This is a genomic window from Marinobacter albus (genome assembly GCF_030238305.1).
In the GTDB taxonomy this organism is placed as follows: domain Bacteria; phylum Pseudomonadota; class Gammaproteobacteria; order Pseudomonadales; family Oleiphilaceae; genus Marinobacter; species Marinobacter albus.
On sequence record NZ_JASSQD010000001.1, the window covers coordinates 1,893,448 to 1,918,620 of the forward strand.

The following is a 25,173-nucleotide window of genomic DNA, read 5'->3' on the forward strand; positions in this document are numbered from 1 at the left end:
AGTGTGATTAAAGCCGTCATTAGCGGGACCGGTCTCTATACGCCACCGGAAACCATCGATAACGACGAACTGGTCGAAGCGTTTAATCAGTACGTTGAGCTTTTCAATTCCGAGCATGCGGATGACATTGCACGAGGTGAGGTGGCCCCATTGCAGCCTTCTTCCTCAGCCTTCATCGAGAAGGCGTCGGGCATCAAGCGCCGGCATGTTATCAACAAGGACGGCATTCTCGACCCAAAACGGATGACTCCACTTATTCCCGAGCGCAGTAACGATGAGCCCTCGGTCCAGTGCGAGATGGCGTTGTCGGCTTGCAAGCAGGCACTGGAACAAGCCGGCAAGACAGCAGACGACGTGGACGCCGTCATTGTTGCCTGTTCGAACCTGCAGCGGGCGTACCCGGCTATTTCCATCGAAGTCCAGCAGGCGCTGGGCGTTAACGGATTTGCCTACGACATGAACGTGGCATGCAGCTCCGCTACGTTTGGGCTTCAGGCCGCCGTCAACTCCGTTGAAAACGGGGCCGCACGATCGGTACTTGTGGTCAGTCCGGAGATCTGCTCCGGCCACCTGAACTTTCGCGACCGCGACAGCCACTTTATTTTTGGCGACGCCTGTACCGCCATTCTGGTCGAGCGGGAAGAAGACACCGCCGCGGGTCAGGGCTTTGAAATCCTGGGTACCAGCCTGAAAACGCAGTTCTCGAACAATATCCGTAATAACTTCGGTTTCCTTAACCGGGCGGATGAATCGGGAATCGGCAAACCGGACAAGCTCTTCATTCAGCAGGGCCGAAAGGTCTTCAAGGAAGTGTCTCCGCTGGTGGCAGAGACTATTCAAAAGCAGCTTCAGGGCTTGTCGCTGGCGCCAGAGGACCTGCGCCGCATGTGGCTTCACCAGGCTAACCTGAATATGAATCAGCTCATTGCCCGAAAGGTTCTGGGTCGTGACGCCTCAGAGGATGAAGCGCCGGTGATTCTCGATGAATACGCCAACACCAGTTCAGCTGGCTCGATCATTGCCTTTCACAAGCACAAGGAAGACCTGGAGGCCGGAGAGATCGGTGTTATATGCTCGTTTGGAGCTGGCTATTCGATCGGCAGCGTTGTTGTACGTCGACGTTGATTTCGTGCCTACCCCGCTGCCAGCGCCCTGAGGGTGTCTGGTAGCGGGGTCGAGGTTCGGGTTTTTCGATCGAACCAGACCACCTTGGCGTAACCTTCCGCGTATACATTCCCGGTCTCAGCGTCTGTGATCACGTGGTAGGTATCCAGACTGGTATTCCCCGCCTTGTCAGCGTATGTTTCCACCAGCACTGTTGCCGGATGATTCAGTTCCTTCAGAAAGGTTGCACTGGTCTTTATAATAATAGGTCCGGTCGGCTCCTCGGGGCCACCCAGATCCAGTGAGGAGAGCCAGACAATCCGCGCCTCCTCGAAAAAACGGAAAAAAACCGTATTGTTGGCGTGGCCGTAAGCGTCCATGTCGCCCCAGCGAAGCGGCACCGTAAGGGTGCTGACATGATTACCCGGTACTGACATTGAATCTCTCCAGAGCAATGATTTGAATAATGATAAGAAAAGCGCCGGTATTTTCGACGAACCGAAACGACTTAGACAACCCAAGAGCAGAAAATGAGACAACTTTTTTCTCGGCGCTGGCCGCTTTTCTTATTGATAATGGCCATGGCGATCGGGCTCTCGAGCGGCAACGTGTATGGGCAGGCCATGCAGGAACCCGCGCCCGAGGGTTCTGCGCCCGTAACCCCTTCGGATCCATATGAAAACTGGAACCGAAAAGTTTTCCGGTTTAACGAAACCATCGATCAATGGTTCTTGAAACCCGTTGCGCAGACGTATCGGACGTTCACGCCGAACGTCATCGATCGTGGCATCACAAACTTCTTCAATAATCTGCAGGAAGTGCGAAATTTCGCGAACAGTCTGTTGCAGCTTAAAGGAGAGTCGGCCGTTGTTGCTGCGGGTCGCTTCACCTATAACACGGTTTTCGGACTGGCCGGCTTTTTTGATGTTGCGACATCGTTTGACTTGCCGGAACGTCCGGAGGATTTTGGTCAGACCCTTGGATACTGGGGAGCCGGATCTGGCCCCTATCTGATGCTTCCTGTTCTTGGGCCTTCCAGCCCACGGCATTTTGGCGGTCTTGCCACTGATCTTTTCGTCCTACCGTCGCTTTGGGATAATGTCGAAAGTCCGGAGAACTACTATGCACGGGCTGTTCAGATTGTGGACACCCGCGCAGACTTGATCCCCGCCGAGGGTTTTATTTCCGGCGACAGCTACATATTTGTTCGTAATGCGTTTCTTCAGCGCAGAGAATTTCTCATCAATGATGGCCGGCCGGTGGAAGATCCGTTTGCCAGCGGCGATGAGGAAGACCTGATGCTTGAGGATTTCTGAGGCTGCGCGGTTCGCACAGAAAAGGAGAAAATCGGTGATCAGGGACCCACGGATCCGAAAATTCCGCAAGATGCTCGCCGAAGCACCGAACTACGAAGTTTGGAAAGCCGCAGCATTGGAGCTGGATTTCCTTGAGGGCAAAGCTGAGTGGAAAGAAGACTTTGCCTCCGATCTCTATCATTACGAACTGATCTATGAGCGCCTCAGTAACCTGAAACAATATCGTCAACAGAACGACTTTGACCGCCTGAAACGCGCCCTGCGGGAAGGTCTGCACCATGATCTTGGTAACATGGGGAATCCGGCCCTCTACACCCAGTCGAAGGTCGGTACCAAACACCTGGTGGAGGAATACATAACACAGGCTTGTGAGGCGCTGGATTTCCTGTGTGATCACCCGGTTCCGGGGTTCTCGGTGGCCGACAAGCTTCAGTTCTTCCGCGATACCCTGACCAGCTACGGTCGTCCAACCCTTCTGCTTAGTGGCGGAGCAACACTGGGCATGTTCCATTTTGGTGTCATCAAGGCGCTCTGGGAAAAAGGGCTGTTGCCTCAGGTGATTGCCGGGTCCAGTATTGGAGCGATTATTGCCGGTATTCTTGGTGTGCACACTGACGCCGAGATTCCGGAAATGCTGGTGCCGGAGAACCATAATCTGAAGGCATGGAAATGGCGCGGGTTGCTGAGCGCCGTCCGAGGTGACGGTCTGATGGACCAGGAGCAGTTAAGATCCTGTTTGCGGGCCAATATAGGCGAGTACACCTTCGAGGAGGCCTACGAAAGAACCGGCCGATCCATCAACGTTAGCGTTTCGCCCATACAGGCACATCAGAAGGCACGATTGTTGTGCGGTTATACCTCACCGTATCTGTTGGTCTGGAGTGGCGCGCTCGCCAGTGCCGCGGTCCCGGGTATTTTTCCGCCAGTCACCCTGATGAAGAAGGATATCCACGGCAATGCGCTGCCCTACATGCCGCGACTCAAGTTCGTGGATGGCTCGGTGGTAAGCGATCTTCCGATAGAACGACTGATGCATCTGTACGACGTTAATTTCACCATTGTCAGCCAGACCAATCCCCATGTCGTGCCGTTCCTCGCCAATCGCGGGCGTGATGAGAAGCTCTCAGTCGCCAACCTGCCGTTGCATCTGCTGAAGTCGGAAATCCAGTTTCATGGGCAGGGTGTTTTTGATTACCTGCGCAAGCGCGTCAAGCCCGAGTTGTTGCGACAGATGTCAGGTCAGTTTTACACCATCATGGCCCAACGCTATTCGGGTGATGTCACGATTGCACCGTCTTATTCGCTCAAGGATTATAGGCGGATGTTATCGAATCCCGACCCTGCCTATGTGAAAGAGATGATTCTCGCGGGCGAGCGTGCGACCTGGCCCAAGATCTCGATGATACGCTCTCACGCCCGGATATCGAAAACCCTGGAGCGCTGTGTCAGACGGCTGAAGCAACAGAACCGTCGTACCGCGGAGCTTCGGCTGGTCAGTAATTCGGGTTCCGAAGATTCCTGAGATGACAGCTCAGCTCAGCGGGCGGTATGATACCGCGATAGAGCCGGGATCGGTTGACTGCCGCCGGTCCTGACGCCTGAGTACCAGACTGGATGCCCATGTACTACGACTTCTTCGGCTTTCGGGAACCCCCCTTTTCCATTGCCCCGGATCCCCGTTACCTGTATCTGAGTGAACGCCACAAGGAAGCACTGGCGCACCTGATGTACGGTGTGCAGGGGCAGGGCGGCTTTATCGTCATTACCGGAGAAGTGGGAACCGGAAAAACCACCGTTTCCAGATGCTTCATTGAAAATGCGCCGGATCACGTAGACATAGCCCTGATCCTCAATCCGCGTTTGTCGGCCCGAGAACTGCTATCGTCGATTTGTGGTGAGATGGGGGTGTCTCATAAGGGCAACGCCAGCGTCAGGGAAATGGTTGATCTCATCAACAAGGATTTGCTGCAAGCCCACGCCGCAGGACGCCACAAGGTCCTGATGATTGACGAGGCACAGAACCTTTCCGCGGATGTGCTTGAGCAACTGCGACTGTTGACCAATCTGGAAACGGCCGAAAAGAAGTTGCTGCAGATAGTTTTGCTTGGTCAGCCCGAGTTGCAGCAGATCCTGGCTTTGCCCGAACTTCGGCAACTGAACCAGCGGGTCACCGCCCGATATCATCTGGACGCAATCGGTAAATCTGAACTCCCCAACTATTTGCGATACCGGCTGAGTGTTGCCGGCATGCGCGGCGACATTTTCACCGCCGGTGCAGTGACAAAGCTTTATCGGGAAAGCCAGGGGATTCCCCGTCTCATCAATCTGATCAGTGATCGGGCCCTGCTCGGCGCATATGCCGAGGGGGAGCACGAAATTACTGCCACGCATATACGACACGCTGCGCGGGAGGTCCGGGGAGATTTCTCCGCACCGGCGTCCAGCAAGTCCGGGGGCGCCGTTCAGCCCGCCCGGTATTTAATGTTGACCGCCTCTTTATTGGTGGCAGTGATCGGAACCGCCTGGCTGGTTGATCGTTGGCCGGTGACGGTTACCGACATTCGATCGGAGTTGGCTGCGTCCGCCATACAGGCAGGCATCGTTGAACGGGAGGAACCTGGGGAGCCAACAGCTCCACCTGTTTCCGAATCGGAAAGCTCCGGGCACGAGGCTGCGGAATCGGCTGATGCCGGCAAGCCCAAGGCATTTCGCTTCCCGGAACAATCCCGAAGTCTGCCAGATGCATTTCGGTCGTTGTTTAAGCTCTGGGAGCGGGATTACAGTCCCGCATTGTTTCCGGTTGCGTGCCAGTTTGCTCTCGAAGATGGTCTGGGCTGTCTTGAGCGGCAGGGCTCGAGGCGTAGTCTGGAGTTTCTTGACCGTCCCGCCATCCTTGAGCTGCAGGACGGCTCCGGTAATCGCGGGTATGTGGTCCTGAGTAGCCTGGAGGGTGAGGTCGCCGAGATCCGGCTTCCGGACGGGTCACATGAGGTTTCCTTCGCCAGTATCGAGCCCTTCTGGTTCGGTGGCTATCGGGTGCTGTGGAATCGTCCCGAGTTTCTGTCCGAGGGACCGGCTAACGGGAGTCGATCTGAGCAGTTGTGGCTCGGGGCCAAGATGATGGAACTGGCGGACAGATATAGCACGTCGGTGACGGAAAATGGACGTATCAAGCGAATGTCCACGGAGGAGCAGGTTCGTTGGTATCAGGGCATCAAGGGGCTGACCGTAGATGGCATTGCAGGGGCCATGACCATTATCCAGATCAATAATGATCTGGATGCGGACGTGCCCAGGCTTGCTCCTTCGGCGTCCCCGGAGGGGCAATAGGCGATGTCGTACATACTTGATGCGCTCAGAAAATCGGAAACCGAGCGTCGGCAGGGCAAGATCCCGGATCTCGGCCATCAGGTCCAGTTGATCCATCGACCAAAGAAAAAACGGTTATCGGCGGTTGGCTGGATTGCCATTGCCCTGGTGTTGAACGCGGCCGTGCTTGCTGCGGTTTTCTGGCCGCGTCTGGCACCGGTCACCGCGGAGTCACCACCTGTCTCACCTGCTGGCGATGAGGTCAGCGCCAGTGCGCAGCGGGAGGCGTCACAGCAGCAATCCGGCCGAACCGTTACCGACGAGATTGCAGCTGAGCCCCCGATGCCTGCCGACACTGAAGCGCCGGCCTTGCCGGAGGCCCAACCGGAGACTGCATTGGCGGAGAGTGGGGGCAATACCAGTGACGAAGCGGTTCGTGAACGGCCCACCATTATCGTGCCGTCCTCCCGTCCGGACAGGGACAATCCGGTATTGCCAGATTCGATGTCGGCTGGCAGGGTACCGCATCTTGTCGAGTTACCCCTTTCCTTTCAAAAGAGCGTTCCGGATTTGACCTTCAACAGCCATATTTACTCCTCGGATCCCTACGCCAGTCGCGTCATGATCAACAACAACTACCTGCGCAGGGGCGACAGCTTTTCCGGGCTTCGGGTGGAGAGGATTACCGAGGATGGCGTGATTCTCAGTAAGCAGGGCCAGCGATTCCGGGTGGGGATTGTACGGGACTGGGTGAGTCCCCGCTAATGGCGTTAACTGACGAGATCAAACAGCAGATTCAACAGGGTTATCGAGACGTACTGGCGGGCAAGGAAATCCGGGCCCGCTATGGCCAGCGTCTGATGATTGCCGAGATCGCCCGTTACATGGGGGACATCACGGATAACGATGGCCAGCGCACCTCGCCTCCATCGACCTGTGTGGTCGAGGCTGGCACAGGTACGGGCAAAACCCTCGCTTACCTGATCGCCGCCATACCGGTCGCCAAGGCACTTGGAAAGACTCTGGTAATTTCCACTGCCACCGTTGCGCTGCAGGACCAGATTGTTCTGAAGGATCTGCCGGACCTGCGAAAGCACAGCAAGATGGATTTCAACTGGACCCTCGCCAAAGGCCGCGGCCGCTATTTGTGCATGTCCAGACTGGAGGCCCGTCTCCACGACGAGGGCAATGGCGACAGTGATACCATGCCGCTGTTCCTGCTTGATGGCCCGCAGGGTGAAGAGCCGGGCACGCGGGCGTTCTTTGAGGAGATGCTGGCCAGCTATGGCTCGCGGGAGTGGGATGGTGACCGGGACCACTGGCCGGAGCAGATCCCGGATGATGTCTGGCGCCAGGTAACCACCGATCACCGCCAGTGCACCAATCGCCATTGCAGCTACTTTGACAGCTGTGCGTTCTTCGACGCCCGAAAAGACCTCGACGATGCAGACATCGTGGTCGCCAATCATGATCTTGTCTTGGCCGACCTGGCCCTGGGTGGCGGCGCTATCCTGCCCGAACCGGAAAACGCGCTGTTCATCTTCGATGAGGCGCACCACCTGCCTGACAAGGCGCTGAATCATTTTGCCGCATCGGTACCTCTGAACTCGACACGGCAATGGTTAAAACAGCTCTCGCAGGCACTGACGAAGATGCAGCCATATCTGGCGCCGGCGACTCAGGCGGCCAAGACGCTCGACCGCATCAGTACGGCGTCGCGGGACGTTGATCTCGTGCTGGCCCGGGTCTATGAAGAGGCAGAGCAGAATACCGGCTGGGAGTTCAACGAAGAACGGCGGACTGCACAATGGCGCTATCCGGAAGGAGAGTTGCCTGAGGCGCTCGGGGAGCTGGCGGGCGAAACGCGACTTGCCACGGCCAATCTGGCTCGCCATCTTGGTTCCCTGGCTGACGAACTTCAGGGCGCCTTTGACGAGCGCAAGGCACACGAGATCGATCGAGATACCGCGGAGGCCTGGTTTCCGGTGATTGGAGCGTTTCACAGCCGATCCGAGGAACAGCTTCGTCTCTGGACCGCCTGGTGTGAGCAGACCGGGAACCAGCAGACCAATGGCGAGACAAGTCCAACAGAGGGTTCGGAGCAGGTTGAGCCCCAACGCACAGGCTACAAGAGTCCCGCAGCGGCACGCTGGGCCGTGAAGCAGCGCTGGGACCACGCCGAGGACATTACCCTCTACAGCTCCCCGGTGCTCGCCGATAACCTTCTGTATGCGCGACTATGGTCGCGAGCCTACGGTTCGGTATTAACCAGCGCCACTCTCACCGCGCTGGGCAGGTTCGATCGGTTGAAGGCGCGGGCAGGGCTTCCGGAGTCGAGCAGGTATCTGGTGGTCCCCAGCTCCTTCAAATACGGGGAAATGGCCACCGTCGAAGTTCCAGCGATCTCGGTTATGCCCACTGACAATGCGTTTACTGACGAACTGGTCACCCGTTTGCCGGATTTGTGGGCCGGGGAGAAGGCGACGCTGGTGCTGTTTACTTCCAGGCGCCAGATGCAGCAGGTTCGTGATGGCCTGGCGCCGGAATACCCGGATCTGATTATTACCCAGGACGATATGGCCAAGGGTGAGGTGTTGCGGCAGCACTGCAAACGGGTGGATGAGGGCAGGCCCAGCGTATTGTTCGGCGTTGCCAGTTTTGCGGAAGGCATCGATCTGCCAGGAAAGTACCTGCACCACGTTGTGATCACCCGACTGCCATTCTCGGTTCCGGACGATCCTATTGAGGCGAGCCTGGCCGAGTGGGTCACCCAGCGCGGAGGCAATCCATTTATGGAGATTACCGTTCCCGACGCTTCTATCAAATTGGTGCAGGCAGTTGGGCGGTTGCTCAGGACCGAACAGGACACCGGCCGGGTAACCATTCTGGACAGGCGGATCATCGCGAGGCGTTACGGCCAACTTCTGCTGGATGCGCTTCCGCCATTTCGCCGGATCATTGAGTACTGACGGGCAGATGCCGGTGCCTCGCCCATAAAAAAAGAGCCAGCCCTTGCGGGTTGGCTCTCGTGAAAGGGTTCTTACGAACCCGGGGCGTCGAAACAACGCGGAACAAGAAGTCTGAAGGCCTGAAGTTTCAGAATTCGAGGTGACGGTTTTGCCTCACCGTTGGAAAGATAATAGGGGATTAGAGGGCGTAGCCGGATCGTCCAAAGGGCGTAGTGGACATCATTAGTTGCCAGAAAATGAGATGTGCGTCACAAAAACCTCCGTTGGACCTCAGGGGTTCAGTAGCCCCAGATCCCTGGCTTTTGCGAGCGCCTCGGTCCGTCGGCCCACGCCAAGCTTACCGTACAGGTTGCGTATATGAGCTTTCACGGTCGCGGGTGCCACGTCCATCTTTGTCGCAATTTCCTTGTTGGCATGCCCCTCGTGGATTAGGGCAAGCACTTCCATTTCCCGGTGGCTCAGCGGTTCCTGCAACTGGTTGCCCGGGGGAGTTTGTGGTGGCGCCACGGAAGTTGGTCCCGTGGTGTCAGCCATCACGGATGCCTGCTGTTTTAGCATCTCCAGGAGTGCCTGGTTCCAGCGGCCGGGAGTTTTCAATACTGAAAGTTCCTGAATCAGATGGCGCAGCCGGGGACTTTCCTCTGCGAACAGGCGCATAAATCCTGCCTCCGACGCCTTTAACACCGCGCGATTCAACATTTCGGTGGCCTCCCTATGGCGGCCCTGCAGGTCCAGCGCCTCGCCGTAAACCAGGAGTATCTCGACGAGGTGGCGATTGTGAGCATTGCGCTCAGCCAAGGGCAGCAGATCCTCGAGTATTTGCTGGGCTTTTTCAGGGCATTTTTTAGCCACCAGAACTCTGGCGATGCTGATAAGATTCTGCTCGCGATTCAGTGGGTTGGTGAACTGGCGATCGTCCGGCGACCCGAGGCATGCCTCTGCTTTTTCCGGATGCCCGGTGGCCAGATAGCATCTGGCCAGAAGGGCGGAGCTTGCCGGCGGTTCAAACACAATGTGGTCCCGGCGTTTGCGCCCAGTCAGGACGGCATCCTCAAGCACTTCAATCGCATCCTGGAGTCGGCCTTCGCTGAAGGCGAGGTGGCCACGAACGTATTGGATAATAACGTGCTGCCCAGGCTCTGTGCCCCGATTAACATGCTCCAGCAGGGGCGCAAGGTGCGTTGCCGCCAGTTGAGGTTCATTCCGTTCCCGATAGATCTCGGTCAGGGCGCTGTTTTGCCAACATGAAATGAGCCGCGGTTGGCTGGGGTCGGAGTAATGTTTGTCGACCCACCTGCGTATCTCCATGCAGGTTTCCAGGGCCAGGTCGACATCGCCTCGGTTGTATTGTATCCACGCCAGCAGACCTCCGCTGGAGAGCACGGTGCTAGGCTTTCGCTCAACCTGACCGTATCGGACAGCTGATTGCAGCGCGTCTTCCGCGTCGGCGAGAAGTCCTTCGCCATGGTAGTCCAGCCCCAAGCCGTAATAGGTAACCGACTTGAGCGGAATCTGGGTGTGGTCGATGTCTTTGAGTACCTGTCTGGTCAGGTCGCTGGCACTCTTGTCGTCACTTCGTGTGCGGGCCAGGTATGACCGAATGAGAGAGATTTCGCTCTGAAGGCCCAAGGCGCCTTCAGCATCGGGATGCGAGTCGGCGACCCGACGGTCTAGCAGGTCTTCAACCGAGGCCAGCAGCGGGGCGAGGGCATCGAGGCGATTGGCAAAAAAGAGGCCCCAGATTCGGAGCATCTGTAACTGTGGGCTGTCCTGAACGAGGTGCTCCGGCAGCGACTCAATCCAGTCCAGCACCGGTAAGTGATACCCTCCGTGAATCAGGTTGTTGCCATGTTCTGCAAGCACGGTTGCCAACCAGTCCCAGTCTTGCTGATTGACTATCTGGGTAATGCCTTCCTGAACCTGTCCATGGTCCAGTAACCATTTAACGGTTTTCTGCCAAAGTGTCAGCGCCCGGTCCGGATCTGAGTGCCGGATACGCTGCAGTAGTGCGTCCCGGAAGAGGTCGTGATAGCGAAACCATTGATCGTGATTGTCCAGGGGAATCAGGAACAGGTTCTGACTGAGTAACTGCTCCAGTCTCTGCTGGCTGTCCTGTTGGCCGCGAATGGCGTCGCAGAGTGAGGCGCAGAGCCGCGGACAGCAGGCGGTATCCAGAAGGAAGTTTGCCACCTCGGCCGACTGCTGTTCGAGGACTTCAGCCAGCACATAATCACTGATATGCCGCTCATCGATATCCAGCTGAGCCTGGCTCTCGCTGGCCAGGTGACTGCCTTTGCGGACATCGCTGATCTGGCCGCCGCCCGACAGCGCCGTGAGCTGCATGGCGGCAACCCAGCCCTCGGTCCTCCGACATATGGAGCGCACCTCCGCGTCAGGGAGGTTTATCCCCATGGTGTCGTGAAAGAAACGGCGACATTCGTCCTCTGAAAACGCGAGTAGGCCCGGGTGGATATCTTCAATCCACCGCCGGACCCGCCAGCGGGCAAGGGGGAGCGGCGGTTCAGTTCTGGAAGCCAGCGTGACGGTGATTTCGGGTGGCAGGTAGTCAATGAAATAGGCGAAGTCCCGCAGAATCTGCTCATCCTGAACCAGATGAAAATCGTCGAGCACCAGATTCCAGGGGCTCTGGTCAGCAGACAGAACATTCAGGAGGCCGGTAATTGCGCCGGTCGCTGCGTCGTGGGAATCCTGGCTGAGCTTTTTCCGGCATTCATCCAGCCCGGCCAGCCCGGAGTATTCGAACGCTCCAATGACGTACTGCCAAAACCGTCGCCGCTCATCGTCATGGTCATCCAGTGAGAGCCACGCCGTGGGAGAGGGCGTGCTTGCGCACCACTGAGCAACGAGAGTCGTCTTTCCGAAACCGGCCGGCGCTATAACCAGGTTCAGCCTCTTCGGGCTGTGAGGCTCGAGCATCGTGCTCAACCGGTCACGGCGAACAGCACGATGGTCAGAGGTCGGCCGAAGGAATTTGGTGGTCAGCAGCATTGTATCTCTGAATGCGGAAAGTGTTGATAACGGATTGTGTGCTTTGTCACAGCCAAGTCAAGGGGATTTAAGGCATTAGGGCAGGTTGAACGACGCTTTAATTCATTTTTGGTCTAAACTTAGGATAAAGCTTCTTCTATACTAAAAAAGCATGAAAAATAGATTCGTTATGCGTAGGCTGGGGCAGAATTGCGAGAACAGGCCGCTAGCCGAAGGCCGGGAATCCAGGGAGCAACAGACTCAATGAAATTACAACAGTTGCGATATATATGGGAGGTTGCCCATCACGACCTTAATGTGTCCGCAACCGCTCAAAGCCTCTTTACCTCACAGCCGGGAATTTCAAAGCAAATTCGCTTGCTGGAAGATGAACTTGGCCTCGAGGTTTTCGCGAGGAGCGGAAAGCATCTGACCCGGATAACCCCGGGCGGTGAGATAATCATCCGCGAGGCAGGAGAAATCCTGCGCCGGGTAGAAGGGATCAAGAAAATTGCCCAGGAATTCAGTAACCAGCGCCAGGGAGATCTGAGTATTGCAACTACTCACACCCAGGCACGGTATGCCTTGCCGCCGATAATCAGAGGCTTTATTGAATCCTATCCTGACGTTTCCTTGCACATGCATCAGGGGACGCCAATGCAGATTTCTGAGATGGCAGCCAATGGAGCGGTCGATTTTGCCATCGCCACTGAGGCCATGGAGTTGTTTAACGATCTCATCATGATGCCCTGCTATAAGTGGAATCGCAGTGTAATCGTTCCAAAAAACCATCCGTTGGCCAAAATCGATGAGCTTACACTGCCCGACCTCGCCGAGTACCCACTCGTGACCTACGTATTCGGTTTCACCGGGCGCTCCAAGCTGGACGAAGCCTTTCAGTCCCAGGGACTCACGCCCAAGGTGGTGTTCACGGCCGCCGATGCCGACGTCATCAAGACTTACGTTCGCCTGGGGCTCGGTGTTGGCATCATTGCGAGCATGGCGTTTGACCCGGAAACCGACCAGGACCTGGTTGCCCTTGATGCCAGGAAGCTGTTTCGTCCAAGCATCACCCGGATCGGGTTCCGGAAAGGCACTTTCCTGCGCGGTTACATGTATGACTTTATTGAGCGCTTTGCGCCGCATCTTACCAAAGAGCGAGTCGATGAGGCGGTGGCCCATCAGGGAAGCAGGGCTGAGATAGAGGAACTCTTCAAGGATGTGGATCTGCCCACCTACTGAGTCGGTGGGCGATTCGATAGCACGGCCGGTTTAATTCTTGGCGATCAGGTTGTCGGCATGCAGGCCACACTCTTTCTTGGTGGCTTCTTCCCACCACCAGCGTCCTTCCCGTTCGTGCTGGCCCGGCAGAACGGGGCGGGTGCACGGCTGGCAGCCGATACTGACGAAGCCCTTTTCGTGCAGCTCATTGTAGGGTGCTTCTGACATCCGGATATAGTCCCAGACCTCCTTGGACGTCCAGTCTGCCAGCGGATTGAATTTGACCAGGGTTTTCTCGTCTGTCGAAAACGCCGAGTCTTCCTGGACCACGGGCACATCATTGCGGGTGCCCGGACTCTGGTCCTTCCGCTGCCCCGTAATCCACGCATCGACGGTTGCAAGTTTGCGCTTCAAGGGATTGACCTTACGAATACCGCAGCATTCGGAATGACCATCCTCGTAAAAACTGAACAGCCCCTTTCGGTGAACAAGGTCCTGTACTTCATCGGCGTCCGGGAACAGCACTTCGATGTCGATGCCATAGTGCTTCCGGACCTTCTCAACAAACTCATAAGTCTCGGGGTGCAATCTACCCGTGTCCAGGGTGAAGACCTGAAGGTTGTCGGTAAGTTTGTGGGCCATTTCAATGAGCACTACGTCCTCGGCGCCACTGAACGAGATGGCTATGTTGTCGTACGCCTTGAGTGCGGCCTTAAGGATGGAGCGGGGGCTCTGTCCTTCTAATTCGTCCCGGAGCTGTTGGATATCGGTCATGTCCTGCAGGTACCTGATCTAAATGAGTGAAAAGGCTACCATTAAATGCCTCATAGCATGAAGGAATGAGCGTCTATATGGTTATGCCCGATGCAATCCTCGCGGTATTTTCTTATCATACGGCGCAAACCAGAGCGGGGCCGTTGCTCCGACATACCTAACTGTCTATCAGGAGACCATTGTGGAACTCGCATGCCTTGACCTTGAGGGAGTACTGATCCCGGAAATCTGGATCGCGTTCGCGGAGAAAACCGGTATTGAAGAGCTCAAGGCGACGACTCGTGACATCCCTGATTACGACGTACTTATGACCCAGCGCCTCAAACTGCTTGACCAGCATGGCTATGGATTGCCACAGATTCAGGAGGTGATTGGCGAACTGGACCCGCTGCCAGGCGCCCGGGAGTTTTTGGACTGGCTGCGGGAACGATTCCAGGTGGTGATTCTGTCCGATACTTTCTACGAGTTCGCCATGCCGCTGATGGCAAAGCTCGGTTTCCCGGCGTTGCTCTGTCATAAGCTTGAAGTGGCAGACAACGGACAGATTACAGATTACCTGCTGCGCCAGCGCGACCCGAAGCGGCAGTCTGTCCGAGCTTTCCAGTTGCTCAACTACCGGGTGATCGCTGCCGGTGACTCGTACAACGATACCACTATGCTGGGGCAGGCTGAGGCGGGGATTCTGTTTCATGCGCCCCAGAATGTGATTGACGAGTTTCCACAATTCCCGGCGGTGCACAACTTTGACGATCTGAGACAGGAATTTCTCAAAGCCAGCGCCAATCACAGCGCCTGAGCGGATTCTCTGGCGGGGGGAGGGTTCGTGGCTCCCCCTTACAGGTTTTCGAGGAACTCCATCAGTGGTCTGACCTTCGTCAGCGTCTCCTGATATTCACTCTCGGGTTCCGAATCCGAGACAATTCCCCCGCCTCCCCAGCAGCGTATGGTGCCGTCGCCTTGGCACAGCATGGTCCGAATGGCGATGTTGCTGTCCAGTGTGCCGTCCAGGCCCCGATAAAAAACAGAGCCGCAATAGGGACCGCGCCAGTGTGGTTCCAGTTCCCGGATGATCTCCATGGCCCGAATCTTGGGGGCGCCGGTGATGGAGCCGCCCGGGAAAGCGTCGAAGAGCGCCTTTAGCGGCGTTACGCCCGGTGCGAGTCGGGCGTGTATGTGGCTGACCAGATGGTGAACGTTCCGATAGGATTCGAGGGCAAAAAGCTTGTCAACGATCACACTGCCGGTTGCCGAATTCAGGCTCAGATCATTCCGCAGTAGGTCGACGATCATCAAGTTCTCGGCCCGGTCTTTGTCCGATGCCTCAAGCTCTTCCGCCAGTGCTCTGTCTTCTTCCGGGGTTGTACCCCTTGCTCGGGTACCCTTGATTGGGCTGGTTGTGATCGTGTTTCCGTCAATTTCCAGGAACCGTTCCGGTGAAATGGAGAGAACGGCATCATCTCCGGCCCGGATAAAGGCGCTGTACGGTGTCGGGTTCGCCTCTGCAAGTGCCTGGAACGCGGTCCAGGGCTCACCTTGATACCGGCCTACAAACTCCTGAGACAGGTTCGCCTGATAGCAGTCTCCCGCCTCTATGTATCGGCAAATAGCCTCAACGCTGGCCTTGAACGCCTCGGGGGATTGGCGGGGCCTGAAGCAGGAGGGCATGGCCCAGGATGAATCAATGGCTACGGGTTCGGAGCTCAGCCAACCATCCAGTTTTTCGCGCACCCTTGCCGGGCATTGTGGGTGTACCCAGAGGTAGTGCGCTTCGGTCTTGCGATTATAGCTCGCAGTCCAGAGGTAAAACCCGGCAGAGACAAGAGGCACCGGCGACCTGGGGCATAGCGCTGTAAGATGCGCTTCCCTTGCGTAGCCGAGTTCGTAGCTGAGAAAACCGATCCATCCACCCTTGAGGCACTGTTTATTCCCTTCGTCACGGAGCTCGAAGTCTGAAACGATTGACTCCATGTCCGCAATCAGTGTTTTGACTTCCGCTGGGCCGGCGTCCGGCGAAAACAGGATCCGGGATTCCGAGGCAGTTGCCGAGAATCCACTGAATGAGCCCCGGGCTTCCCCTGCACCCACACTTCCCACATACACGAAATCACGTTCTTTGGATGCGTGGGTCAACAGACGTTTGTACTGATGCTCACTGATGGGAGTGGTTACGGAAAGAGTCAATTTGCCCTCGGAAAATTCGGAAGAATGATAATCAGGCCACAAAACGGACATTGTCGGTTGCGGATTAGCGCTGATTTAATGATGTACTTAAAAACAATCAACGCAAATGGCAATAACGGCACGGCCTATTCTATCGAAAGAGGCCGGGCTTCGCGTCTGTTTCATGAACCAACAACAGGAAATAAACCATGCAGCTTTTCTCTCGGGCAAAAATTACCGCGACCTTGTTATCTGGCGTTATTACGCTCGGTTCTGGGGTTTCTCTGGCTCAGGAGGAGACCGTTGAGGTGAAAATTCCGAAGAACAGTGTGTTATCGGATGGGGTGATCTCAAAGAAGGAGATGGCAAAGTATCTGGTGATCGGGAACAAGCAACTAGCTTACCTGGCCAGAAATGCGACGGAAGAGTATGCGCCTGAGTTGGAGGGAAAGGGACAGGCGATGCCGTCAGCCTGGATGCTTATGTCAGATGGCATAACCGTCAAGAAGGTTTCGTTGGATGAATCGGCTGATGGTGCGCCCCCCCAGATCCGGATCGCCATGTTCCGGGCAGCGCTGAAATCCATCGCACGGAGGGGAAAAATTAATGCTGCGGTTATCGTCTATGCAGGCAAGCTCAGTGAGGACAATCCTCAAGAGGTGCTTGTGCTTGAACACGAACATCGCCTCGGTATTTCTGCGACAAAGATTGTTCCTTTTGAGATTGATGGTGGCAACGTCAAATACGCGGAACCTGTGACCAACAATAAGCCATTTCAGATGTTCTACGATGATAAAGGTCAGGCACCTAGCACCAGTTAAGGGCATTTTGAGAAATAGTCGTGGTTTGTTTCAGGTTGTAATTGGTGGGTTAAGAACTGTGAATGAAGTCACGGACTAGGACTGTAAAACAATCTTAAATGGAATTGTGGAGTAACGAAGTCCACACCCAAAACTAAAAAGCTCAGATAAGAACAACATGAGTTTATAAGGAGATAAGAATGAAAGGCCTGAATAAAATTGCTCTTGCTACAGCTATCGCCGCGGCTCCTTTTGCAGCCAACGCAGAACTGAAAGCCATGAACGACAGCGCCATGGGTAACGTTACCGGTCAGGCCGGTGTGACCATCGAGCTGGAAACCAAAGTAAGCATCGGCCAGTTCAAGTACACCGATGAAGGCTCCTTCGCGGTTAACGGCATCGTGCTTGGTGGTTCTGGTGTTGCCGGTGGTACTGGCACTGACCTCCTTGACCAGCTGAAGATCGATATTGACGTTGCTGACGATGGTGACGCCATCATCCACGTTGGGTCACTTCAGACCGATCCGGCCACCGGCGCACCTGTTCCGATCGACTGGGGTATGACTGTTGATTCCATGGAGCTCCTCGCGGGTTCTACTGGTACAGACAGCACTACTCTGATCTCCAACATGAGTATGCACGGTGACCTGGCGGCTCTGGATATGCGCGTAGACACTGCGACTGATCACCTCAACGTAGCTGTTGCGTTCGACATCGACGATATGGACTTCGACGTTGATTTCCTGGCTATCGGTATCCGTGACCTGACCGTTACAGGTGCTGGCACTAATTTCGACTACGATGGTAACGGTACAACTGCTGATGAAGAACTGGCAGCAAGCAGCGGTGCGTCTGCAGAGGGCTACGATCTTACTAACCCGCAGCAACAGCTGGCGTTTGGTAAGTTGACCAACTATGCGAACGTTAACCTGGACGTTTACAAGGGTGCTGGCCTGGGTGCCTCTACCGCTGTTGACGTACTGCGCGTTGACGTAAACAACGTCTACATGGACGTTGCTATCGGCGCTGTTGAAATTGGTGGTACCTCCATCGGTTCCGTGGCCCTGGATAACCTGGCCGTTACCGACACCAAGATGGCTATCTACGGTCACTAATCTGACCTGATACCAGAACTGGTGAAGCGCCCCGCCTAGCGGGGCGTTTTTTTTGCACCTGAAAAGTTGGAATCGAAAAAAAACGGCAACCCTGGGGCTGCCGTCTTGGTCTTGAAATGGGGCCAGATTATTGGTCGGGCACTGCAATGGAAAGATCAAACCCGCCACCGGGACGGGGGGTAAGGGTGACGGGCCCTTCGTTGATCGCCTGGGGTACCTGAATCTGATCAATGCCCGGCGGATTGCCAATGGAGAAGTTGAGGTTCTGGCCGTCAAACCCAATCCCCAACTGATCATTCAGGAAAGTCTGGGAAAATGGTTCATCCGGTATCTGGGCCTGCTGGCCGAAAATCAGCGGAGGAATCGTAGGTGTAAACTCGGCGGGGGGCTGTGCCCGCGCGAGCTCTTCCTGGGGCAAGAGCAGGGCGCGTCTCAGGAATTCGTCTTCAGCGCTTTCGAGCGCATCCGTTTTTCCTTCCTCAATGTACCTTTGCAAGGCTTCCCGATAGGCTTCCTCTTCGGCCTCGCTGAGCACCGGCTCGCCGGGGGAAATCGTGAGCGAGCGGATGATTCGTTGGCGGTCCGCTTCTGATTTCTGTTGCTCCTTGGGGACGACAATAACGGCAGAATCCTTAACATAGGTTTCGACCATCTCGTCTGAAGTCAGTGCCTGAACACCTGCCAGGGCAGGGAGGGATGCACTAATCCCTGCGACTGAAGCAGCGAGCAGATTTCGGCGTTTCATAATCAGGCCTTTTGGGAAGATAAACGCTGATTCATGGCATGTCTGACCTTACTGCAGTCAGGATGCTTCCAATATCAAGTATTCGGTTTGTAGGACAGGTTTTCAAGCTGGATTGATTGCATTTGTGATCAGAATCGTCGAATTTCCAGTATTGTTATTAAGCTGTCGCTACACGGTTTATATTGCCGGAACTTTTAATGCTTTTACTGGCCCGAAGGGCACCATGAAGAACCTATTCAAGAACCGTTGGAAACGGTGGGTGAATCGACGAATTCCCCGCGCGGACGTCCAGTTGCTCAGTCAGAAGAATATTTTCATTTTGCCTACAGGTGCCGGCACGGTATTCGGTGTCCTGTTGCTGGTGATGTTGATCACCGGCATTAACTATCAGAACAGTCTGATTTACCTGACGACCTTTCTACTGGGGGCGGTTTTCGTTGGTGCCATGCATCAGACCCATCGAAACCTTTCCGGGCTGGAAGTGACTCTGGTCCAGACAGGCGAAGGGATTGCGGGTGAAGAGCTACCTTTTCGAATTCGCGCGACGGCCGGTCGCGATAATGCCATTGCTATCCGTTTATCCTGTGACGGTTCCGGACTTGGGGCCGCTCACATTTCCGCAGGGCAGGCGAAAGACCTGACGTTACCAGTCCCTTCGGTGCATCGAGGCTATTTGCGCCCGGACCGGATCCGTATCGAGACACGGTTTCCTTTCGGTCTGCTCAAGGCCTGGTCGTGGATTCGGCCTGCCTCCTACGGCATCGTGTTTCCTCGGCCGGTTCCTGCTCCCGATGTGGGCAGTTCGGTAGAAGATGGCAGTGATTCCGAAAATTCCAGCCCGGCGGAAGGCAACGACCACGCCGACCTGAGGCCGTGGCGCGAAGGGGATATGAGTCAAAGGGTGATGTGGAAGCGTTACGCCCGAAGTGGCCAGATGGTGGTCGCTGAATGGGAGGGAGAGCAAGGCAGTCCCTACTGGCTCGATTTCAATGCCTTCCCCGGCACAGATCATGAGTTACGGCTCAGTTACCTCGCCTGGCTTGTGGCCGAGCGTGATCGATCCGGCATCCCCTTCGGTCTCAGTTTGCCGGGTCAACTTGTTGAACCCGATTCAGGCGCATCTCACGTCAATCGTTGCCTTAGGGCCCTCGCCGTGTATGGGGAGAAACGTCCCCGCGAGATGGATTCAGTGCGCCACGGAACCAGACTCCGACCGGACGCTGCAGGCTCAGGATTTGCGGAGGAAGGTGTATGAGAGGGCTAAAGGAACGATCCGGCGCTGTGTCGGAGGTACCATCCCCCACCTCCGGCCTGCCTTCCAGGGCCGTGCTTTGGCTTATCGGCAGTTTCGCATTATTGCTGACGCCGCAATTGGATCGCCTTCCAATCTGGTTGATTGCGGCGTGTGCCGTGTTGGCGGTTTGGCGCTGCCTTGCCCAGTACGGACGAGTAAGATTGCCGGGGCGGTGGTTGCGAGCCGGGATTATGCTGGTGTTGATCTCGGTGTATGTTGCGACCGTGCGGGGCCGGTTTTCCGTTGATACTGCCGCGTCGTTCTTTGTGCTTGCGGTCGGTCTTAAGTGGCTTGAAACCCGCTCATCCAGGGACTTCTACGTCCTGTTTTTCATCCTGGTCTATCTGAGTACGGTTAATTTTCTCTTCCACCAGGAGATTCACTGGACCCTGGTAAACCTGGCGGCGATTGCGGCACTGCTGGTGGGCCTGCAGGTGCTTAATGCGCCGGACTTTCCCGGTGCCATGAAAGCGAGTTGGCGGAGGCTGGGGCTGTTGTTGGCGAAAACCTTGCCGATTGTCGTGTTCCTGTTTGTTTTCTTTCCCCGAATGTCGCCTTTATGGAGCGTACCACTGGTTTCCGGCGAAGCAAGGTCGGGTATCAGTGACACTATGCGCCCGGGCGACATCTCAAGCTTGGCACAGAGCAGCGAGCGGGCGTTTCGGGTGACGTTTGGTGGCGAAATGCCTGCCTACAGGGACCGCTATTGGCGTGGCCTTGTGCTGGATTACCTGGACGGTGAAACCTGGCGGCAGGTCGCTGGTGGGGGGTATCAGCGCCCCGGGCGTGTGGCGCTGGACGGTGGCGTAGGTGATCTTGGGCCCCGACAGTACGATGTGCTTCTGGAACCCACCGATAAGCGTTGGGCCTTTGCACTGGAAAACTCCCGGGCGGTGTCTGCCAATGTGGTCGAGGAATCCGAGGATCTGTTTCGATTCAAACGGCCAGCCGACACATCAGTTCGATACCGCCTGGAACGGGAAGCAACCGAGAATCGGGGGGCAACCTCGTTGCCACCGGCGGAGGCCCGACGGTACCTTCAGTTGCCGGCCACCGGGAATCCAAGAGCCCGGGATCTGGCTGACGATTTGCGCCGACGTTTGACGGATAGCGAAGTCCTCCAGGCATTGCTGACCCGATTCCGGGAACAGCCCTATTTCTACACACTCAGACCACCTCAAATGCCTGACAATGGCATCGACACACTGCTTTTTGACGCCAAGCGGGGCTTTTGTGCTCATTATGCCGGCGCGACCGTGTTCGTTTTGAGGGCGGCCGGCATTCCGGCGCGAGTGGTTGTCGGCTACCAGGGCGGTGATCGAGGAGCCGGTGGCGACTACCTGATCGTGCGGCAATACGATGCACACGCCTGGGTTGAGGCCTGGATCGAGGGCAGGGGCTGGGTTCGGGTAGATCCAACTGCTGCGATTGCACCGGATCGGATTGAGTCGGGGCTCCGTGAGGCTGTGGCGGAGGAGGGCTCCTTCCTTGAGGATGACTGGACATCGCCGCAACGGTACAACGATATTCCCATTATCCAATGGGCAAGCCTTCAATTGGATCGCATTAATTATCAGTGGCAGCGCTGGGTCGTGGGTTACCAGGGACAAAGTCAGATGGACCTGATGTCACGCCTACCCGGAGGTTTTGGCTTGAAAGAGTTAGGCTATCTGAGTGCGGGAATTGTTGGCGCCGGTTTGCTGGTGGCTGGTCTGATGTCCGCGTGGCAAGTGCGCATGGGCGAACGTCGGGATGCCTTTCGGAGAATTGTTGATACCTGGCACCTGCTCTGTTTCCGGGCGGGAGTGCCCGTTCGGACTGGCGAGACACCCACTGCGCTGGCTGAGCGCCTGGGCCGGGCGGAACCTGCGGTGGCTGAGTCTGCGCGGCTCTTTGCCCGAACCGTCAACAGCCATTACTATAGCGACAACCCGACCGAAGGCAGGGATGACCAATTGCAGCGTCTCCGCCGTTTGCTGGCCACTATGAAAAAGCAAATGCGCCGTTCTCATTCAACAGCAGGTAAACGCCCGTGACCGATATCGCACGCAACATGCCCTGGCACAAACGGGCCTGGTCAGCGGTTCAGCACCGTCTGTCGGAAGGCCGGCTCCCGCACGCACTGATCATCACGGGGGAACGGGGTGTCGGAAAACGGGCATGGGCCGAAGCCGTTGCCGGCCTTTTACTGTGTGATAGCCCTGCAGATCAGGCACCCGGTGAACCGGTTGCCTGCGGTCGCTGTAAGCAATGCGAGCTGTACGCAGCGTCCAGCCACCCGGATGTTCGTGTCTATGCCCCTGAAAAATCACGAATGGTCAAAGTGGATCAGATCAGGGCACTGTCGACGTTTGCCGTGGCGTCCCCACAGGTTGCCAATCGAAAGGTGGCAATCATTGATCGCGCCGATCAACTGAATATCAATGCGGCCAATGCCCTGTTGAAGACTCTGGAGGAGCCTCTTCCGGACGTCACACTTCTCTTGTTGCAGGAAAGCGGCAGGCCGGTTCTGCCGACCGTTCGGTCGCGCTGTCAGACTCTGACCATCCCGACGCCGGATTTGGAATCCGCAAACACGTGGTTGGTGGAGAGAGTCCAGGCACTGGAAGAGGCGGACCGCCCACCTGCCGACATTCTGGCTAAAGCCCTCATGCTCTCGGGCAATGCCCCGCGGCTGGCGCTGGAATATGCCACCGGAGATTTCCTTAGCCTTCGAGATGAGGCATTTACCCGGTTCAAGCAGTTCATGAAGGGGCAGATGCCCGTAGCTGAGGCCGCCAAGGCGTTCAAGGCCCTGGGTCTTGAGGGGAGTCTGTGGCTATTCGAGGGTTGGGCTGCAGACCTGGCCCGATTGAGCTCCGGGGGGAGCGCCCATGATCACGAAGCGGAAGAGATGTTGGCTTACCTTGCTCGAATGAATCCGGCGTGGCGAGCCCACGATTTGTTGGATATGGTAAGGGATTCCAGAGCAGCGGGTGTCTACAATGCCAACCCGGAACTGGAAGCCAGCCGGCTATTGATCGCATGGCAAAAGCTGATGCCGGTTAAACGGCGGGTTGGCTGAGGGTCGCAATCCCGGTGCATTGCGCCTTTAGCGTTCACAACTGCTATGATTGCGAAATGACAGGGATTTTTGGTCCCTGAAACGACAAATTATCGAGATAACACAAGAAAGGTGTCAGTTATGGGGCCCGGATTTGGTGCACGCAGTGGCATTCTTACCCTGACCATCAAGGACAAGGCGGTACTCTATGCCGCTTACATGCCGTACATCCGACAGGGCGGACTCTTCATTCCGACCCAAAAGCAGTACCAATTGGGCGATGAGGTTTTCCTGTTGTTGAATCTGATGGATGAGCCGGAAAAAATTCCGGTGGCCGGAAAAGTCATCTGGATAACGCCAAAAGGGGCGCAAGGAAATCGCGCAGCCGGCATCGGCGTGCAGTTTAATGGAGATGATGAAACCGCCCGTACGAAAATTGAATCCTACCTTGCAGGGTCTCTGAGTTCCGATCGTCCCACCCATACAATGTGAGGGCGATTTCGCCATGAATGATATCGCCATGTCGTCGGAAGCCATCAAGAGTGCCGCAGGGTTTCGGGAGTCCAAATGGCGCCTCAGAAGCTTGTCCCTCGCCGGATTGACCTGGCCCGCCAGAACGCGCGCGACCGAACCAAAAACGGTGCTCATGCTCCACGGGTGGCTGGACAACAGCCTGTCCTTTATCAAGCTAGCCCCCGAGTTGACTGACTTGGCGAATGTGCATGCTATTGATATGGCAGGGCATGGTCAGTCTGGCCATCGGCCAGAGGGCCAGAGCTACCTGCTTATGGATTACGTCGCCGATCTCGCGGAAGTCGTAGACGGGCATTTCTCCGGCACGGGCGAAACCCAGGTGGATCTTGTCGGGCACTCCCTTGGCGGAATCGTCTGTGCGCTTTATGCCGCTGCCTTTCCAGAGAACGTCCGTAAACTGGTCATGATTGACAGCCTGGGCGCGATCAGCCGGCCCGTTGAAGAAACGGTGCCCCAGCTCAGGCGCGCCATCAAGAAGCGGCTCGCGGGGTCCGGGCGCCAGACCGTCTATCCGGATATTCAATCCGCCGCCAAAGCCAGGGAGGGCGGTTTGAGCCCGCTCAGTCCCGAGGCAGCGCTTACCCTTATTCCACGCAATATGAAGCCCGAGGGAGACGGTTTCGTCTGGCGGACCGATCCAAGACTGAGGCACCCTTCGCCCCTTATGATGAGCGAGGATCAGGTTATAGCGTCGTTAAAGGCGATTGTTACACCGACACTCTTTGTCCGTGCGGAGAAAGGCCTGCTTGCCTTCAGGAAGGGGCTCGATGAGCGTCGTGAAGTAATCGCCTCCCTCGACATTGCCAACGTTCCGGGCGGGCATCATTGTCATCTGGATGGCGACACCCGGCCAGTTGCCGAGGCAATCCGAAACTTTCTTGAAGATGAGTAGCTCCTTGCCGAACAATCGTTTTGTCCATTGCATTGCCTTTCTCTCTGGCTTTTTGCCCGGGCTGGCGGCTGCCGCCATCCCCGCGGAAATGCCCGAACCCTTTCCCCAATCGACGCTTGAGACCACAACAGCCATAGAGTCGCCCGGGCACCTGGTTCTGTTCAGTCCTGTGCGGGAAGTGAATAACCAGATCCGATCGGAAACCATGGCCAGACTCCCGGTCGCCGGCGAGGGCCGGCTTTACGAAATTGCCCGGGATTCCGGTCGGGATAAGGCGCGGGAGCACTATCTCCGGCTTTTGCAGGACCGGGGCGCCCAGATTCTTTTTGACTGCACGGGCCTTTCCTGTGGACGCAGTAATGTCTGGGCCAATCAGATTTTTGATCAAAGAGAGTTGTATGGACGAGATGCCACCCAGGATTACCTGGTTGCCGGGACGACGGCGAGTGATGGCAGTCGCTGGTTAACCCTCATCTACACAGTCACACGGGGTAACCTGAGAGAATACGTCTGGATTGAACATCTTGCGGTGGCTTCGGGGGCCAGGGTGCCAGGCTTGGGCAGCGTTGACAGCCGTATTCGCGGGCCCGTGATTGTGCCCTGGACGGGGGGCATAACCTATCGGTTTGACTGGTCCGCAACTGATCGTCGCAAGATTTCCGAGTGGTCGGGTGACGAGGGCGCCCTCGTGGTTCTTTCCGGTTTTTCCGCGCTGGGCACGGACGAGAGCTTCGAAGATGCCATGGCGCGGGCTTCGGAGGCAACCAAATCGCTGTCTGAAGTGTTGGCGAAAACCGGCGTATCGTCGGAGCAGCAGAAGCTCATCATTGTGGGCCCGAGTGTTCCCCTGGATGATCCGGACCGCCAGGGTGATCGGGTGGAAGTGACGGTCATCACGAGGTAACTCCC

At 56.5% G+C, this 25,173-nt stretch carries 21 protein-coding genes; 16 read left to right on the top strand and 5 right to left on the bottom strand.

What is annotated here, in order from left to right:
• Positions 1 to 3: 3 nt before the first annotated feature.
• Complete coding sequence (locus QQF73_RS08820; protein WP_219865825.1) at positions 4 to 1,125, top strand: beta-ketoacyl-ACP synthase III; 1,122 nt, start codon at positions 4 to 6, stop codon at positions 1,123 to 1,125.
• Positions 1,126 to 1,133: 8 nt separating this feature from the next.
• Here QQF73_RS08820 and QQF73_RS08825 read toward each other — a convergent pair whose 3' ends face one another.
• Positions 1,134 to 1,541: an acyl-CoA thioesterase gene (locus QQF73_RS08825; RefSeq protein WP_219865824.1), complete on the bottom strand. Its 408-nt coding sequence runs from the start codon at positions 1,539 to 1,541 to the stop codon at positions 1,134 to 1,136.
• 93 nt (positions 1,542 to 1,634) lie between these two features.
• Here QQF73_RS08825 and QQF73_RS08830 point away from each other — a divergent pair, with 93 nt between their 5' ends.
• From QQF73_RS08830 to dinG, 5 genes are all read left to right on the top strand, one after another.
• The gene (locus QQF73_RS08830) at positions 1,635 to 2,420 is read left to right on the top strand and encodes an MlaA family lipoprotein (protein WP_285367904.1); all 786 of its coding nucleotides are present in this window, start codon (positions 1,635 to 1,637) and stop codon (positions 2,418 to 2,420) included.
• Between the two features lie 34 nt (positions 2,421 to 2,454).
• Positions 2,455 to 3,942: a DUF3336 domain-containing protein gene (locus QQF73_RS08835; RefSeq protein WP_285367906.1), complete on the top strand. Its 1,488-nt coding sequence runs from the start codon at positions 2,455 to 2,457 to the stop codon at positions 3,940 to 3,942.
• Between the two features lie 98 nt (positions 3,943 to 4,040).
• Positions 4,041 to 5,750, top strand: coding sequence for an ExeA family protein (locus QQF73_RS08840; protein WP_219865956.1), 1,710 nt, complete (start codon positions 4,041 to 4,043; stop codon positions 5,748 to 5,750).
• Between the two features lie 3 nt (positions 5,751 to 5,753).
• Positions 5,754 to 6,494 carry a general secretion pathway protein GspB gene (locus QQF73_RS08845; RefSeq protein WP_219865821.1) on the top strand — a complete coding sequence of 247 codons (741 nt, stop codon included), beginning with the start codon at positions 5,754 to 5,756 and terminating at the stop codon, positions 6,492 to 6,494.
• Entirely contained in the window at positions 6,494 to 8,698 is a 2,205-nt protein-coding gene (gene dinG / locus QQF73_RS08850; protein ID WP_219865820.1) for an ATP-dependent DNA helicase DinG, read from the top strand. The genes QQF73_RS08845 and dinG overlap by 1 nt, the downstream gene beginning before the upstream one ends.
• 270 nt (positions 8,699 to 8,968) lie before the next feature.
• Here the strand turns inward: dinG and QQF73_RS08855 are convergent, their stop codons facing one another.
• Complete coding sequence (locus QQF73_RS08855; RefSeq protein WP_285367908.1) at positions 8,969 to 11,707, bottom strand: winged helix-turn-helix domain-containing protein; 2,739 nt, start codon at positions 11,705 to 11,707, stop codon at positions 8,969 to 8,971.
• A gap of 243 nt (positions 11,708 to 11,950) precedes the next feature.
• Here QQF73_RS08855 and cysB point away from each other — a divergent pair, with 243 nt between their 5' ends.
• Entirely contained in the window at positions 11,951 to 12,928 is a 978-nt protein-coding gene (cysB, locus tag QQF73_RS08860; protein ID WP_219865818.1) for an HTH-type transcriptional regulator CysB, read from the top strand.
• Positions 12,929 to 12,958: 30 nt separating this feature from the next.
• Here cysB and QQF73_RS08865 read toward each other — a convergent pair whose 3' ends face one another.
• The gene (locus tag QQF73_RS08865) at positions 12,959 to 13,681 is read right to left on the bottom strand and encodes a phosphoadenylyl-sulfate reductase (protein WP_285367911.1); all 723 of its coding nucleotides are present in this window, start codon (positions 13,679 to 13,681) and stop codon (positions 12,959 to 12,961) included.
• 181 nt (positions 13,682 to 13,862) lie between these two features.
• On the opposite strand from QQF73_RS08865, the gene thrH reads away from it, so the two are divergent.
• Positions 13,863 to 14,477 (top strand): bifunctional phosphoserine phosphatase/homoserine phosphotransferase ThrH, encoded by a 615-nt coding sequence (gene thrH / locus QQF73_RS08870; RefSeq protein WP_219865816.1) that lies wholly within the window; start codon positions 13,863 to 13,865, stop codon positions 14,475 to 14,477.
• Positions 14,478 to 14,515: 38 nt separating this feature from the next.
• Here thrH and pabB read toward each other — a convergent pair whose 3' ends face one another.
• Positions 14,516 to 15,862 (bottom strand): aminodeoxychorismate synthase component I, encoded by a 1,347-nt coding sequence (gene pabB / locus QQF73_RS08875; RefSeq protein ID WP_285367914.1) that lies wholly within the window; start codon positions 15,860 to 15,862, stop codon positions 14,516 to 14,518.
• A gap of 188 nt (positions 15,863 to 16,050) precedes the next feature.
• Here pabB and QQF73_RS08880 point away from each other — a divergent pair, with 188 nt between their 5' ends.
• The gene (locus tag QQF73_RS08880) at positions 16,051 to 16,662 is read left to right on the top strand and encodes a hypothetical protein (protein ID WP_285367916.1); all 612 of its coding nucleotides are present in this window, start codon (positions 16,051 to 16,053) and stop codon (positions 16,660 to 16,662) included.
• Positions 16,663 to 16,841: 179 nt separating this feature from the next.
• Complete coding sequence (locus QQF73_RS08885; protein WP_219865813.1) at positions 16,842 to 17,756, top strand: DUF6160 family protein; 915 nt, start codon at positions 16,842 to 16,844, stop codon at positions 17,754 to 17,756.
• A 127-nt stretch (positions 17,757 to 17,883) separates the two neighbouring features.
• On the opposite strand, the gene QQF73_RS08890 is transcribed toward QQF73_RS08885, so the two are convergent.
• Complete coding sequence (locus QQF73_RS08890; RefSeq protein ID WP_285367919.1) at positions 17,884 to 18,501, bottom strand: hypothetical protein; 618 nt, start codon at positions 18,499 to 18,501, stop codon at positions 17,884 to 17,886.
• Positions 18,502 to 18,724: 223 nt separating this feature from the next.
• On the opposite strand from QQF73_RS08890, the gene QQF73_RS08895 reads away from it, so the two are divergent.
• The 6 genes from QQF73_RS08895 to QQF73_RS08920 all read left to right on the top strand — a co-directional run bounded on the left by QQF73_RS08895 (position 18,725) and on the right by QQF73_RS08920 (position 25,168).
• Positions 18,725 to 19,756: a DUF58 domain-containing protein gene (locus tag QQF73_RS08895; RefSeq protein WP_285367920.1), complete on the top strand. Its 1,032-nt coding sequence runs from the start codon at positions 18,725 to 18,727 to the stop codon at positions 19,754 to 19,756.
• Entirely contained in the window at positions 19,753 to 21,831 is a 2,079-nt protein-coding gene (locus QQF73_RS08900; protein WP_285367922.1) for a transglutaminase TgpA family protein, read from the top strand. The genes QQF73_RS08895 and QQF73_RS08900 overlap by 4 nt, the downstream gene beginning before the upstream one ends.
• Entirely contained in the window at positions 21,828 to 22,859 is a 1,032-nt protein-coding gene (locus QQF73_RS08905; protein ID WP_285367924.1) for a DNA polymerase III subunit delta', read from the top strand. Before QQF73_RS08900 ends, QQF73_RS08905 begins: the two co-directional genes overlap by 4 nt.
• 120 nt (positions 22,860 to 22,979) lie before the next feature.
• Complete coding sequence (locus QQF73_RS08910) at positions 22,980 to 23,330, top strand: PilZ domain-containing protein (RefSeq protein WP_008171779.1); 351 nt, start codon at positions 22,980 to 22,982, stop codon at positions 23,328 to 23,330.
• A 13-nt stretch (positions 23,331 to 23,343) separates the two neighbouring features.
• A complete protein-coding gene (locus QQF73_RS08915) occupies positions 23,344 to 24,264 on the top strand; it encodes an alpha/beta fold hydrolase (RefSeq protein ID WP_219865809.1) in 921 nt (306 codons plus the stop codon).
• Positions 24,265 to 24,268: 4 nt separating this feature from the next.
• Positions 24,269 to 25,168, top strand: coding sequence for a DUF4892 domain-containing protein (locus QQF73_RS08920; RefSeq protein ID WP_285367926.1), 900 nt, complete (start codon positions 24,269 to 24,271; stop codon positions 25,166 to 25,168).
• Positions 25,169 to 25,173 lie beyond the last annotated feature (5 nt).